The sequence below is a fragment of the Streptomyces sp. NPDC028910 genome, from assembly GCF_055564955.1.
In genome coordinates, this window is sequence record NZ_JBVHVF010000002.1 from 336,625 (window position 1) to 349,435 (window position 12,811).

The following is a 12,811-nucleotide window of genomic DNA, read 5'->3' on the forward strand; positions in this document are numbered from 1 at the left end:
TCGCCTGCGTTTGAGGCGCGGGCGCGGAGCGCCGTGGGGGTCGGGGCGGAGCCCCGGTCTTCGGCGGGCGCCCCGCAGGGGAGACGTCAGACACGGGCGAGCTCCTTCGTGCCGAAGAGACCCGCCGGGCGCAGGAGCAGGACCACGACCATCACCACGTACGGGGCGAGGTCGCCGATGCCGCGGCCGAGGAAGGCGAGCTGGCTCTGGTAACCGGTGGCCATGGCCTCGGTGACGCCGACGATCAGGCCGCCCGCCAGCGCTCCGGTGGTGGAGTCGAGGCCGCCGAGGATGGCCGCCGGGAAGGCCTTGAGGGCGGCCAGCGAGGTGGCCCGTTCCAGTCCGGGGGTGGGGAAGACGGTGAGGAAGAGCGCCGCCACCGCGGCGAGGGCTCCGGCGACCGCCCACGCGGCCAGCGACACCCGGCCCAGCCGGACGCCCATCAGCGCGGCGGTCTCCGGTTTCTCGGCGGCGGCCCGCATGGCCACGCCCCAGGCGGTGTACCGGAAGGCGAGGAGGAAGGCCGTGATCAGCAGGGTGGCGGCGATCAGGGCCGCGATCCGGGTCTGCGGCACGGTGACCGGCCCGAGGTGGAGCACGGCCGCGCCCCACGGGTCGCCGAGCGCGAGTACGTCCGTACCGATGCGACGGGTGAGGTCGGTGATGAGCAGGATGTCCACGCCGATGGTGACGATGGCGAGGACGCTCGGGTCCTGACCCCGGTAGCGCCGCATCACGAGGAACTCCACCCCCGCTCCCACCGCGACGGCCGCGCCGGTGCCCACCGCCAGGGCGGGCCAGAATCCGATGTCGTCGTGCAGGACGGCGGTGACGTACCCGCCCGCCAGGAGGAGGGAGGCGTGGGCGAAGTTGACGACCTCCGTGGCCTTGAAGATGACCACGAAGCCGAGGGCGATCAGCGCGTACACGGAGCCCATGGAGAGGCCGCCGAGCAGGAGTTCCAGGAAGGTGGTCACGCGGCCGGGTCCTCCTCGCCGAGATAGGCGCGGACGACCGCGGGGTCGCTCTGCACCTGGGCGGGGGTCCCGCCGCCGATCCGTTTTCCGAAGTCGAGTACGGTCACCGCGTCCGCGAGCCGCATCACCACCCCCATGTCGTGTTCGACCAGCACGATCGAGATGCCGAGGCCGTCGCGCACGCCCGCGATGACGGCCGCGGTGCGCCGGCGTTCGTCGGCGGTCATTCCGGCGACGGGTTCGTCGAGGAGCAGCAGCCGCGGCTCCATGCACAGGGCCCGGGCCAGCTCGACGAGTTTCTGCTTGCCGTACGGGAGGGAGCCCGCGGGGGCCGCCAGGTCGGCCTCCAGACCGACGAAGGCGGCGATCTCCCGGACCCGTTCGCGGTGCAGCCGTTCCTCGCGGACGGCGGCCGGCAGCCGGAGCCCGGTGGAGAGGAAGCCGGACCGCATCAGCCGGTGGCGGCCGAGCAGCAGGCTGTCGGCGACCGTGGTGTGCGGGGGCAGCGCCAGGTTCTGGAAGGTGCGGGCGATGCCGAGGGCGGCGACGGCGTGCGGGGCGAGCCCGGTGAGCTCGGTGGCGCCGAAACGCACGCTGCCGGAAGCGGCCCGGTAGACCCCGGAGAGCACGTTGAAGCAGGTGGACTTACCGGCTCCGTTGGGCCCGATGACGGCGTGCACGCTGCCGGGTTCGACGGTGAGGGAGACGGAGTCGAGGGCGGTGAGGCCGGCGAAGCGGACGGTGACGTCGGTGACGGTGAGCGCCGGGGGACCGTCGTGGCCGTGGTGGCCGTCGTGGCCGTGGTGGCCGTCGTGGCCGGTGGTGTTCCGACTGGTGGTGTTCCGGCTGGTGGTGTTCGGGCCACGGGTGTTCAGGCGGACCACCTCCCCAGGGTGCGCGTCGCCCGCGGGGCGGGCGCGTCCTCGTCGGTGATGCCGAGGTAGCGGCGGCGTACCTCGTCGGAGGCCGCCAGCTCGGCGGCCGGGCCCGACAGGGTGAGCTCGCCGACTTCCAGGACGTACGCGTACGAGGCCAGCCGCAGGGCGAGCGCCGCGTTCTGTTCCACCAGCAGCACCGAGGTGCCCGAGGCGTTGATCTCGGTGATCGTCTCGGCGATGGTGGCGGCCATCTTCGGCGCCAGGCCCAGCGAGGGTTCGTCCAGGAGCAGCAGCCGGGGGCGGGCCATCAGCGCCCGGCCCAGCGCCAGCATCTGCTGTTCGCCGCCGGAGAGCAGGCCCGCCCGCTGCCGCGCCCGGCGGGCCAGGACCGGGAACAGCTCGTGGACGCGGGCCAGCGAGCGGGCGGTGTCGGCGCGGGAGCCGGCGCGGGCGCCGAGGGCGCCGGCCCGCAGGTTGTCCGCGACGGTCATCCGGGCGAACACCTGCCGGCCCTCGGGGACCTGGACCACCCCGGCGGCGACCGCCCGGGCCGGGCCGAGTCCGTCCAGCGACCGGCCGTCGAAGCTGACGGTCCCGCCGGTGGCGGCGCCCCGGTGGAAGGCGAGCGTCCGGGACACCGCCCGCAGCAGGGTCGTTTTTCCTGCGCCGTTCCCGCCGAGTACGACGACCACGGCGCCGGCGGGTACGTCGAGCGAGACGGCGCGCAGTGCCCGTACCGGCCCGTAGCCGACGGACAGCGCGCGCACCTGGAGCGAGGCCACATCCCCTCCCACTGGTAGGCCCTTTCGGGGCGTTGTGCTGGCGCACAGACCAGCACCGGGCGGGGCGGGCGTCCACGGCCCGAAGCGGAATCGCTGCCGATGACCAGCCCGGGGTGGGGTGCGGTTGTGCAGCGGCACAGACCTGCCGACGGGGCCTCTTACGCCGACCGGCCACGGATGACATCCTCTGCGGCCATGGGCGGACGCAGGGCGCGGACGGAAGCGGAATGGTCGGTGCTGCTGACGGCGGCCGAGGTGCTGATGGAGCGCGTCCCCGCGCTCACGGAGCAGCTGATCGTCGATCTGGCGAAGCACTCGCCGCTGTTCGACCTGGCGGTACCGCGGGACGAGCACTGGCAGCAGGTCAGCGAGGCGATGCGGTACGGCATCGAGGCCTTCGCCGCGCGCCGCTCGGACCTGCGCAAGGATCTGGCGTACGCGGAGGAGCTGGGGCGGCGCAGGGCCGAACAGGGTCTGCCGCTGGACCTGTTGCTCTACGCCTACCGGCGGGCGGGGCGGCTGACGTGGGACGCGCTGCTGGACATCGTCACGGAGGAGGACCCGGACGCCCTGCCGGTCCTGGCCCGGACGGCGGGCGCGATGTGGGCCGGGATCGAACAGCAGGCCGCCGCGACGGCCGAGGCCTATCGGGCGGGCGAGCGGGAGATGCGCCGGCGCAGCGACGAGCGGGTGCAGGCGCTGCTGGACGCGCTGCTGGAGGGGGACGCGGCGCCGGGCCTGGCGGCGCGGGCGGCGGCGGGCCTGGACCTGCCGGAGCAGGGGCGGTACGCGGTGGTCGTGCTCCCGGTGGACCGGCGGGACTCGGTGCACCGGGTGACGTCGGCGGGCGGGATGCGGCTGTTCTGGCGGATGCGGGCGGAGCAGGAACTGGCGGTGGTGGCCCTCGGTTCGTCCTCGCTGGACGAGCTGGTGGCGGAGCTGGCCGACCGCTGCCCCGGCCCGGGCGGGATCGGCCCGGTGGTGGACGGGCTGGCGGAGCTGGGCCGGGCGCGGCGGCTGGCGGAGACGGCGCTGGCCACGTGCGGTGCGGAGGAGCGTTCGCTGGTCCGCCTCTCGCAGCGGCTGCCCACGGCCCTGGTCGTACGCCAGCCCGAGCTCGCCGCGGAGCTGGTCCAGGCGGTCCTGGGCCCCCTCCTGGAACTGGACCCGGCGGACCGGGCGGTGCTGCTGGAGACCCTGGACGCGTGGCTCACGTCGGAGGGCTCCGCCGGGCGGGCGGCGACGCGTCTCTACTGTCACCGGAACACGGTCTTCAACCGGCTGCGGCGGCTGGAGCACCTGACGGCGCGCTCCTTGTCCCGCCCGCGCGACCTGATCGCCCTGACCCTGGCGCTGGACGCCCACCGCCTGGCCGGCGCACCGGGCGCGGCGACCTGAGCGGGGGCGGTCGCGCTGGGTACGGGGCTACGCCCGGCGTCCCAAGTCCCCGCCTGTTGGCTGGCCGGAAGGTGGGGCGTGCAGGCCCCGAGGTGGCGGTCGGGGGCCGACCTGGGCGGCGTGGGCTCACTTAGTTCCTTGAGTACCCGTAGCGGCCGTGTGTGTTCTCGTCATGGTGTTCACGCTGCCTGGGTGTCGGATGTGGGTTCGCGGGTCGAATGGGTGACCTTTCATCGGCGGTGTCGTTGATCGGATGACAGCACCGGTAGCAGGGGAGGGTGGACGTTGAGGCGGAAGTTGCCGCTCGCCGAGGGCGAGACCACCCGGACCGTCTGTGCCCGTGGCCTGCTGCGGACGGGTGTGGATGAGAAGACCGGTGAACTGCTGGCGGTCTCGGTGCTGGCGGAGCGTGTCGGCTGGGCTGCCGATCTTGTGCACGGCATGGCCATTGGGCTGCTGGCCGCCCAGTGGAACGGCGCCGATGTGGACGTGCTCGCCTCCGGGGAGGACGGCGGGGGCAGGAAGCTACCGTCGAATGCGTGGATGGCGCTGCGGCGTCTGGGCTGGACTACCGCGCCACCCGAAGGAATCCGTGTCAATGACCGAATCGTTCGGATGGCGCAGGAGCAGGCCGGGCGCGTCCTGCGCTCGGTGAAGTGGCGTGCCGATCTGACCGCCGGAGTCCTCGCGACCTGGCCCGCCGACCCCGCCAAGCGCGGTGTGCAGGAGTGGGATGCGGTGCGTTCCGCGGTACCGGGAGGGCAGCATCTGCCCTCCAGCGTCATCGCAGCCCGCACCAGGCAGATCTCCGCGTTCATCAGAGAGCATGACCGGATGCCCGCTGATCTGTTCGCGCTGGAGAGTGCGCCCAGGGTGGCGCGGATGCTGCTGTTGTCGGCGTGTGACGGGCAGCAGGCCACCATCGAACGGGCGGATGAGCCGGGCCGGGCGCTGTTGCGCTTGCAGCTCCCTACCCGGCCCGACCCGCAGTCGTACCACGACTGGGCGTGGGTGGCCTGCCCCATCAAGCTGCCCCCTACGATCCCCGCCGGTGCGGTGCTGCACCTGCCCACGCTCCGCCCGCACCAGGGCCGCGTCCGCACCGACCTCGCCTACACCCACCCGGTGCCGAAACCGGCTCGCATTGGGCACACGGTCGCGCTCGGTGTGGACTGGGGCCTGAACACCCTGCTGAGCGCAGGCGCGACCCGGCTCCATGACGACGGGCGGATCACCGCCCTCGGGGCCGGGGCCATGTTCCGGGCGGCCGGCGTCCTCGCCAAGCAGCACCGGCTGCGCCGACTCTCCGAGTATCTGCACAGCAAGATCAGCCAGTACCAGCGGCTCATCGCCGGAGACGAACAGCACTCCCTGACCGCCAAACACACCCTCCTGGGCGGCGAGATGCGCCGAGTCTGCACACGCCGGTCGAACCTCAACGAGGCATTGGCCTGGGCCGCCGCCCGCTGGGCGGTCGATCAGGCCATCATGGCCGGGGCGAGCGTCATCTACGTCGAAGACCTCCGCTCCATGGAAGCCCGCGGCATGGGCCGCACCACCAACACCCGCCTCTCCCAGCAGGTACGTGGGCAGATCGTGGACCGCATGCGTCATCTGGCGGCCGAGACGGGCATCGCCCTCGTCACCGTCCCGGCGCGCAACACCTCCAAGCACTGCCCGCAATGCCTCACCCCGCTACAGCACCGCAAAGCCCCAGACCGGCCCACCACACCAGGCTGGAAATGGGCCGTCTGCCCCACCTGTTCCTGGCAGGGCGACCGCGACCAGGGCGCCTGGCAGCGCATCGCATCCCGCGGTCTCGCCCACCAGACCAAGACCGTTGTCGACCGCACCACCGGCGCCATGGCCATCCAAAAATACGGTCGTGAACACACTCGAAGCGGCCGCGGTCATCACACCGACCGAACAAAAGACCAGCCAGCGGGACCGGTCCAAGACCGGACCCACCCGGCACAAGACAACACGTCCGACGCCCAGGCGACGCCGGACACCCTCCCCTGCCAGACCCTCGGGCCCAGCAGGCCAGCGTCCGGAGGGACACGCTCACACGGACCGGCACCGACTGCCCCGCGCAGTACACCGGCACCAGGACGTGACAACGATCAGCAAACCCACCACCAGCCGACACCGGCCACGAGGAGCAGCACTGGGCGCGGGGTTCCACCTCCACGTCCACGCGACGCCTCCACGATGGGCGCCCGTCCACGAACCGGACACAGTCCGGCTCGGGATCACCGGGCTGATCTGAGACGCTTGATGTCGGAAAACCGCCAGCCGTGGTGGGTTCCGACCCGGATCCTGGAGCCATGCACACCGACACCGAGCGCTGCGTAAGGGCCGTGCAGTCGAAGGACGCCCGCTTCGACGGCTGGTTCTTCACCGCGGTGCTGACCACCCGGATCTACTGCCGGCCCAGCTGCCCCGCCGTGCCCCCGAAGGTCGAGAACATGACCTTCCTGCCCAGCGCCGCCGCCTGCCAGCAGGCCGGGTTCCGGGCGTGCAAGCGGTGCCGGCCCGATACGAGCCCCGGTTCGCCCGAGTGGAACGCCCGGGCCGACGCCGTCGCACGGGCGATGCGGCTGATCCGGGACGGGGTGGTGGACCGGGAGGGGGTCCCCGGCCTGGCCGTCCGCCTGGGCTACTCCACCCGCCAGGTGGAGCGGCAGCTCAACGCCGAGCTCGGGGCCGGCCCGCTCGCCCTCGCGAGGGCCCAGCGCGCCCAGACCGCCCGGCTCCTCATCGAGACCTCCGAGCTGCCGATGGGCGACGTGGCCTTCGCCGCCGGGTTCGCCTCCATCCGAACCTTCAACGACACGGTCCGCGAGGTCTTCGCCGTGTCCCCGAGCGAGCTGCGGGAGCGGGCCGTCAGGGCCAGCCACCACAAGAACGCCCCGCCCAGGATCCCCGGGACGATCAGCCTGCGACTGCCGTTCCGGACCCCCCTCAACCCCGACAACCTCTTCGGGCACCTCGCCGCGACCGCCGTCCCCGGCGTCGAGGAGTGGCGGGACGGCGCCTACCGCCGCACCCTGCGCCTCCCCTACGGCACCGGTGTCGTCGCCCTGACCCCGCAGCCCGACCACATCGGCTGCCGCCTCGCCCTGACCGACCTGCGCGACCTCACCATCGCCATCAGCCGCTGCCGCTGGATGCTCGACCTCGACGCCGACCCGGAGGCGATCGACGAGCAGCTGCGCTCCGACCCGCTGCTGGCCCCGCTCGTGGACAAGGCTCCCGGGCGCCGGGTTCCCCGTACGGTCGACGCGGCGGAGTTCGCCGTACGGGCGGTCCTGGGCCAGCAGGTCTCCACCGCGGCCGCGCGCACGCACGCGGCCCGGCTGGTCACCGCGTACGGCGAGCGGATCGAGGACCCCCTGGGCGGGCTGACGCACCTCTTCCCCTCGCCGCAGGCGCTCGCCGGGCTGGACCCGGAGTCCCTGGCCCTGCCGCGCAGCCGGCGCGGCACGCTCGCCACGCTGGTCGCGGCGCTCGCCGACGGTTCGCTGCCGCTCGGCATCGACAGTGACTGGGACGCGGCGCGGGCGCAGCTCACGGCGCTGCCCGGCTTCGGCCCCTGGACCACCGAGGTGATCGCGATGCGGGCGCTCGGCGATCCGGACGCGTTCCTGCCGTCCGATCTGGGGGTCCGGCGGGCGGCGCGGGGGCTGGGTCTGCCGTCCACCCCCTCGGCGCTGACGGCGCGGGCGGCCGGGTGGCGGCCCTGGCGCGCGTACGCCGTCCAGTACTTGTGGGCCACGGACGCCCACCCCATCAACCACCTGCCCGTCTGAGGAGCACCAGCCATGCGAGACATCGTGAGCAGCGGCAAGCAGCACGCCGTCGTCGAGAGCCCCTGCGGTCCGCTGACCCTGGTCGCCACGGACGGCGTCCTCAGCGGCCTCTACATGACCGGGCAGCGCCACCGGCCCGCCGAGGAGTCCTTCGGGGAGCGGGTCGCCGCCACCGAGGAGCCCTTCCCCGAAGTGGTGCGCCAGCTGACCGCGTACTTCGCCGGGGAACTCACCGAGTTCGACCTCCCCCTCCGGCTGGAGGGCACCGACTTCCAGCGCAGCGTCTGGGACCAGCTCGTACGCATCCCGTACGGCGAGACGTGGTCGTACGGTGAGCTCGCGGCCCGGCTGGGCAAGCCGAACGCCTCGCGCGCGGTGGGTCTGGCGAACGGGAAGAACCCGGTCGGCATCATCGTCCCGTGCCACCGGGTGATCGGCGCCTCGGGCGGCATGACCGGATACGGCGGCGGGCTCGAACGCAAGGAGCGGCTGCTGACCTTCGAGTCCGGGAACCGTCCCGGGGGTCAGACGACGAGGAGCGGGACGAGCAGGGCGAAGGCCGCGCCCGCCTCCACGGCGTAGCCGTAGAGCGAGGGGTGCTGGACGGGCGCGGCGAGCAGGACCACGCTCTGCTGGGTGGCGGCCGCCGTCACCCAGTCGGCGTCGGCGCCGAGGTTGCCCTGGTACCAGCCTTCGCAGGTGCCCGGACCGGTGACGGCGAGGAGGTCGTCCTCGCGGCGGTAGAAGGCCTGCCAGCCGGCGGCGGGCGCGGACCAGCCCTCGAAATCGGTGAACTGGGCCCAGCCGCCCTCGCGTATCGCGGTGTCGAACAGCCAGACCGGTGTCCCCTCGGGCGTGACCTCACCACCGGCCTGCTGGTCGGTGGTGAAGTGGACCATGGGAAGGGCATCGGGCCCGTCGGCGGTGCTGGGCCAGGCGTACATCGTGATCATCTGCTGATTCTGTCCTGATCGGAGTAAGCCCGGCGTCACGAGCCCGGCGTCGCGAGCCCGGCGTCACGAGCCCGGCGTCGCGAGCCCGGCGTCGCGAGCCCGGCGTCGCGAGCCCGGCGTCGCGAGCGCGGTGGTACGAGCCCGGTGGTACGAGCCCGTGTTACGAGGAGACCGCGCGCCGGCCGTTCTCCAGTTCCACGGCTCCCTCGCCCGACTGCAGGACCCGGTACGCCTCCTGGGTGCGCAGCCCGAGCGATCCGGGCAGGTACGCGGCGAGTTCGGCGGGCTCGACCAGCCGCCACGAGAGCAGTTCCTCCTCCTGGAGCGTGATCGAGGCGAGCTGGCCGGCGTCGAGCACCCCGCCGTCGTAGACGTACGCGACGATCGGCGGCCGCTCAGTGCCGAGGACCCAGTCGACGGCGAGCAGCCGGCCGAGCGGGACGTCGATGCCGATCTCCTCGGCGCTCTCGCGGCGGGCGGCGATGCGCGGCGACTCGCCCTGGTCCGACTCGATGGTGCCGCCCGGCAGGGCCCATCCCTCGCGGTAGTTGGGCTCGACGAGCAGGACCCTGCCCCCGGCGTCCCGGTAGAGGGCGGCCGCGCCGGCCAGCACCCGGGGCAGGCTCGCGATGTACGTGGCGTAGTCATCCGTGGTGGTCACCCGGCCACCCTACCCAGGGGGTGCCGGGGGCCCGTCCGGCCCGTGCTCGCGGTCTCGGCCCTTGGACCGCGCGACGCGCCGCAGCCGGGGGTGGCGGGCCCGTTCCTGTTCGGGGACGGCGTCGCCGACCAGGGCCCGGACCGCGTCCCGCATCCCGTGCGGGGCGTGCCGGGCGGGTCCGGCGCCGGGGTCCTCGCGCAGTTCCTTCACCAGGGCCCAGCAGAGCAGCAGCATGACGATGACGAAGGGCAGCGCGACCAGGATGGTGGCGGTCTGCAGGGACTTCAGGCCGCCCGCGACGAGCAGCACGGCGGCGACGGCGGCCATCAGCACGCCCCAGGTGACGACGAGCCAGGTGGGCGGGTGCAGGGAGCCGCGGCTGGTGAGGGAGCCCATGACCAAGGAGGCGGAGTCGGCGCTGGTGACGAAGTAGGTCATGACCAGGACCATGGCGACCCACGAGGTGAGCGTGGACAGCGGCAGCGCGTCCAGCATCGCGAAGAGCGAGGCCTCCGTACCGTCCTTGAGCGTGGCGGCGAAGTCCACGGCGCCGGTGGAGTCGAGGCGGATGGCGGTGCCGCCCATCACGCAGAACCAGATGACGGTGGCTCCGCTGGGGACGAGCAGCACGCCGATGAGGAACTCGCGGATGGTGCGGCCGCGCGAGATGCGGGCGATGAAGGTGCCGACGAAGGGGGCCCAGGAGAGCCACCACGCCCAGTAGAAGATCGTCCACGCGCCGAGCCAGGCGCTGTCGGTGAAGGCCCCGGTGCGACTGGCCATGGGCAGCAGCTCGTGCAGGTAGCCGCCGACGCTGGAGGGGATCACGTCGAGGACGTAGACGGTGGGTCCGAGTACGAAGACGAAGAGCATCAGGGTGGCGGCGAGCACGATGTTGATGGTGCTGAGCCACTTCACCCCCTTGTGCAGGCCGGAGAAGGCGGAGAGCACGAAGGCCGCCGAGAGGGAGCCGATGATGATCAGCTCGACGGTGATGGAGTCCTCTACCCCGGTGGTGAGGTTCAGCCCCTTGGCCACCTGGAGCGCGCCGAGCCCGAGGCTGGTCGCGGTGCCGAAGACGGTGGCGAAAACGGCGAGCAGATCGATGGCCTTGCCGGCCCGTCCGTTGGCGCGCGCTTCGCCCATCAGGGGGACGAAGGCGGAGCTGAGGCGGTTGCCGCGGCCCTTGCGGAAGGTCGCGTAGGCGAGGGCGAGGCCGGCGATGCCGTAGATGGCCCAGGGGGTGAGGGTCCAGTGGAAGAAGGAGTACTCCATGGCCACGAGGGCGGCGCCACCCGTACCGGGGGCCGCCCCGGAGGCCGGGGGCGGGTTCAGGTAGTGGGTGAGCGGCTCCCCCACTCCGAAGAACATCAGGCCGATGCCCATGCCGGCGCTGAACATCATCGCGATCCACGCCAGGTTGGTGAACTCGGGCTCGGAGTCGTCGGCGCCGAGGCGGATCCGGCCGAAGCGGCTGATCGCGAGCACGACGCACAGCACGAGGAAGAGGTCGGCGGCGATCACGAAGAGCCAGGCGAAGTTGTTCAGCACCCAGGCGAGCGCGGCGCTCGACGCGGTGTCGAAGGAGTCCTTGGCGAGGGCCGCCCAAGCGACGACGGCCAGCACGGCGATCACGCCCACGGCGACGACGGCGTGGTCGGGGGCGTGGTCGGGGGCGCCGTCCGCGGGGCCGCCGGAACCCCCGCCCGGGGGGCCCGGACCGGCCTCTTCCAGCGAATCCGTGCTCATGCGGCCACACTATGCAGGCATATATCCCCATTTAGGGTCATGGCACGCCGCATGTGGCCCAGGCCACTCATGGGCATAGGAGGATCCTCCGGATAAGCTCATGGCGGCGCGACTGCACTGTTCGATAGCAAGGGAATAGCAAGGTGACGGACGGAGCAGTAACTGAGGCCGCGCGCGTGCTCATCGCCGCGGACAAATTCAAGGGCTCGCTCACGGCCGTTCAGGTCGCGGAGCGGGTGACGGCCGGCCTTCGCAAGGCCGTCCCGGGCGTGGAGATCGAGACCCTCCCCGTCGCGGACGGCGGCGACGGTACGGTCGCGGCCGCCGTCGCGGCCGGTTTCGAACGCCGGGAGGTACGGGTCACCGGACCCCTCGGCGACCAGGTCACGGCCGCCTTCGCGCTGCGCGACGGCACCGCGGTGGTCGAGATGGCGGAGGCCTCCGGGCTCCAGCTCCTGCCGGCGGGCACCTTCGCCCCGCTGACCGCGACCACGTACGGCTCGGGCGAGCTGCTGAAGGCCGCGCTGGACGCGGGCGCGCGCTCCATCGTCTTCGGTGTGGGCGGCAGCGCCACCACCGACGGCGGCGCCGGCATGCTGGCCGCGCTGGGCGCGGTGTTCCTGGACGCGAACGGCGAACCGGTCGGTCCGGGCGGCGGCGCGCTGGCCGACCTGGCCTCGGCCGACCTGTCCGGCGTCGACCCGCGCTTCGCGGACGTGGAGTTCGTCCTGGCGAGCGACGTGGACAACCCGCTGACCGGCCCGAAGGGCGCCCCGGCGGTCTACGGGCCGCAGAAGGGGGCGTCGCCCGAGGACGTGGCCACGCTGGACGCGGCGCTGGCGCACTTCGCGGTGGTGCTGGAGAAGTCGATCGGCGCGAAGGCCGCCGAGTGCGCGGTGCTCCCGGGTGCGGGCGGCGCGGGCGGCATCGGCTACGGGGCCCTGCTGCTCGGCGCGACGTTCCGTCCCGGCATCGAGCTGATGCTGGAGGTGCTCGGCTTCGCCCCGGCGCTGGAGCGGGCCACGCTGGTCATCACCGGTGAGGGCTCGCTGGACGAGCAGACCCTGCACGGCAAGGCCCCGGCGGGTGTCGCGGCCGCGGCGCGTGCGGCGGGCAAGCCGGTCGTGGCGGTCTGCGGCCGTCTGCTGCTGAGCCAGGAGGCCCTGGAGGCGGCCGGCATCCGCAAGGCGTACCCGCTCACGGACCTGGAGCCCGACCCGGCCAAGTCCATCCCGAACGCGGGTCCCCTGCTGGAGCGGGTCGCGGCCAACATCGCCGCCGACGTTCTCTGACCCCGCCAGACCCGTGAGGCCCGGAGCCCCTCGGGGCTCCGGGCCTGCGTACTTCCAGCCCGGCCGGGCTGGAAAACGCCGTGCGCGTGGGTGGGCGGCCGGAGCACGGCGCGAGCGCGGTGGACGGCGGCGCCGACCGGGAGAGCCTCGCCTCCCACCGGGTCATGGCCGCGGCCGGGATGCGGTTCGCCGGGGAGGACGAGCGGCTGCGGTACTACGCGGTGAGCTGGGCTCCGCAGGCCCCGAGCGGCTGAGCCGTCGGGACGGCGCGGGCGCAGCCGCCGCCCTGGAGGTTCACGGCGGTGGCGG

Annotated in this window: 12 protein-coding genes; 6 read left to right on the plus strand and 6 right to left on the minus strand. The window is 73.1% G+C overall.

Features of this window, described 5'->3' with window-relative positions:
• Positions 1 to 86: 86 nt before the first annotated feature.
• The 3 genes from ACZ4TV_RS04200 to ACZ4TV_RS04210 are packed head-to-tail and all read right to left on the minus strand — an operon-like array spanning position 87 to position 2,637.
• On the minus strand, positions 87 to 977 hold the full coding sequence (locus tag ACZ4TV_RS04200) for a branched-chain amino acid ABC transporter permease (RefSeq protein ID WP_468130465.1): 891 nt from the start codon (positions 975 to 977) through the stop codon (positions 87 to 89).
• Positions 974 to 1,861, minus strand: coding sequence for an ABC transporter ATP-binding protein (locus tag ACZ4TV_RS04205; RefSeq protein WP_468130467.1), 888 nt, complete (start codon positions 1,859 to 1,861; stop codon positions 974 to 976). Before ACZ4TV_RS04205 ends, ACZ4TV_RS04200 begins: the two co-directional genes overlap by 4 nt.
• On the minus strand, positions 1,849 to 2,637 hold the full coding sequence (locus ACZ4TV_RS04210) for an ABC transporter ATP-binding protein (protein WP_468130469.1): 789 nt from the start codon (positions 2,635 to 2,637) through the stop codon (positions 1,849 to 1,851). The genes ACZ4TV_RS04205 and ACZ4TV_RS04210 overlap by 13 nt, the downstream gene beginning before the upstream one ends.
• 195 nt (positions 2,638 to 2,832) lie before the next feature.
• Between ACZ4TV_RS04210 and ACZ4TV_RS04215 the strand changes: the two genes are divergently transcribed.
• From ACZ4TV_RS04215 to ACZ4TV_RS04230, 4 genes are all read left to right on the plus strand, one after another.
• Positions 2,833 to 4,035: a PucR family transcriptional regulator gene (locus ACZ4TV_RS04215; RefSeq protein ID WP_468130471.1), complete on the plus strand. Its 1,203-nt coding sequence runs from the start codon at positions 2,833 to 2,835 to the stop codon at positions 4,033 to 4,035.
• 297 nt (positions 4,036 to 4,332) lie between these two features.
• Complete coding sequence (locus tag ACZ4TV_RS04220; RefSeq protein WP_468130473.1) at positions 4,333 to 6,390, plus strand: zinc ribbon domain-containing protein; 2,058 nt, start codon at positions 4,333 to 4,335, stop codon at positions 6,388 to 6,390.
• Positions 6,363 to 7,847, plus strand: coding sequence for an AlkA N-terminal domain-containing protein (locus tag ACZ4TV_RS04225; protein WP_468130475.1), 1,485 nt, complete (start codon positions 6,363 to 6,365; stop codon positions 7,845 to 7,847). Before ACZ4TV_RS04220 ends, ACZ4TV_RS04225 begins: the two co-directional genes overlap by 28 nt.
• Before the next feature lie 12 nt (positions 7,848 to 7,859).
• Positions 7,860 to 8,429, plus strand: a complete 570-nt coding sequence (locus tag ACZ4TV_RS04230) for a methylated-DNA--[protein]-cysteine S-methyltransferase (RefSeq protein WP_468130477.1) — start codon at positions 7,860 to 7,862, stop codon at positions 8,427 to 8,429.
• Here ACZ4TV_RS04230 and ACZ4TV_RS04235 read toward each other — a convergent pair.
• The 3 genes from ACZ4TV_RS04235 to ACZ4TV_RS04245 all read right to left on the minus strand — a co-directional run bounded on the left by ACZ4TV_RS04235 (position 8,372) and on the right by ACZ4TV_RS04245 (position 11,210).
• Positions 8,372 to 8,800 carry a hypothetical protein gene (locus ACZ4TV_RS04235; protein ID WP_468130479.1) on the minus strand — a complete coding sequence of 143 codons (429 nt, stop codon included), beginning with the start codon at positions 8,798 to 8,800 and terminating at the stop codon, positions 8,372 to 8,374. The genes ACZ4TV_RS04230 and ACZ4TV_RS04235 overlap by 58 nt on opposite strands.
• A gap of 160 nt (positions 8,801 to 8,960) precedes the next feature.
• Positions 8,961 to 9,461 (minus strand): NUDIX domain-containing protein, encoded by a 501-nt coding sequence (locus tag ACZ4TV_RS04240; protein WP_468130481.1) that lies wholly within the window; start codon positions 9,459 to 9,461, stop codon positions 8,961 to 8,963.
• Between the two features lie 9 nt (positions 9,462 to 9,470).
• Entirely contained in the window at positions 9,471 to 11,210 is a 1,740-nt protein-coding gene (locus ACZ4TV_RS04245) for a BCCT family transporter (protein ID WP_468130483.1), read from the minus strand.
• A 143-nt stretch (positions 11,211 to 11,353) separates the two neighbouring features.
• On the opposite strand from ACZ4TV_RS04245, the gene ACZ4TV_RS04250 reads away from it, so the two are divergent.
• Positions 11,354 to 12,502, plus strand: a complete 1,149-nt coding sequence (locus ACZ4TV_RS04250) for a glycerate kinase (RefSeq protein WP_468130485.1) — start codon at positions 11,354 to 11,356, stop codon at positions 12,500 to 12,502.
• Positions 12,503 to 12,582: 80 nt separating this feature from the next.
• A complete protein-coding gene (locus ACZ4TV_RS04255) occupies positions 12,583 to 12,756 on the plus strand; it encodes a hypothetical protein (RefSeq protein ID WP_468130487.1) in 174 nt (57 codons plus the stop codon).
• The last annotated feature ends 55 nt before the right edge of the window (positions 12,757 to 12,811 follow it).

Excerpts from the sequence above, each read along its gene's own strand:
- ACZ4TV_RS04215 (WP_468130471.1), top strand. The coding sequence starts at position 2,833 with ATGGGCGGACGCAGGGCGCGGACGGAAGCGGAATGGTCGGTGCTGCTG.
- ACZ4TV_RS04225 (WP_468130475.1), top strand. The coding sequence starts at position 6,363 with ATGCACACCGACACCGAGCGCTGCGTAAGGGCCGTGCAGTCGAAGGAC.
- ACZ4TV_RS04230 (WP_468130477.1), top strand. The coding sequence starts at position 7,860 with ATGCGAGACATCGTGAGCAGCGGCAAGCAGCACGCCGTCGTCGAGAGC.
- ACZ4TV_RS04235 (WP_468130479.1), bottom strand. The coding sequence starts at position 8,800 with ATGATCACGATGTACGCCTGGCCCAGCACCGCCGACGGGCCCGATGCC.
- ACZ4TV_RS04245 (WP_468130483.1), bottom strand. The coding sequence starts at position 11,210 with ATGAGCACGGATTCGCTGGAAGAGGCCGGTCCGGGCCCCCCGGGCGGG.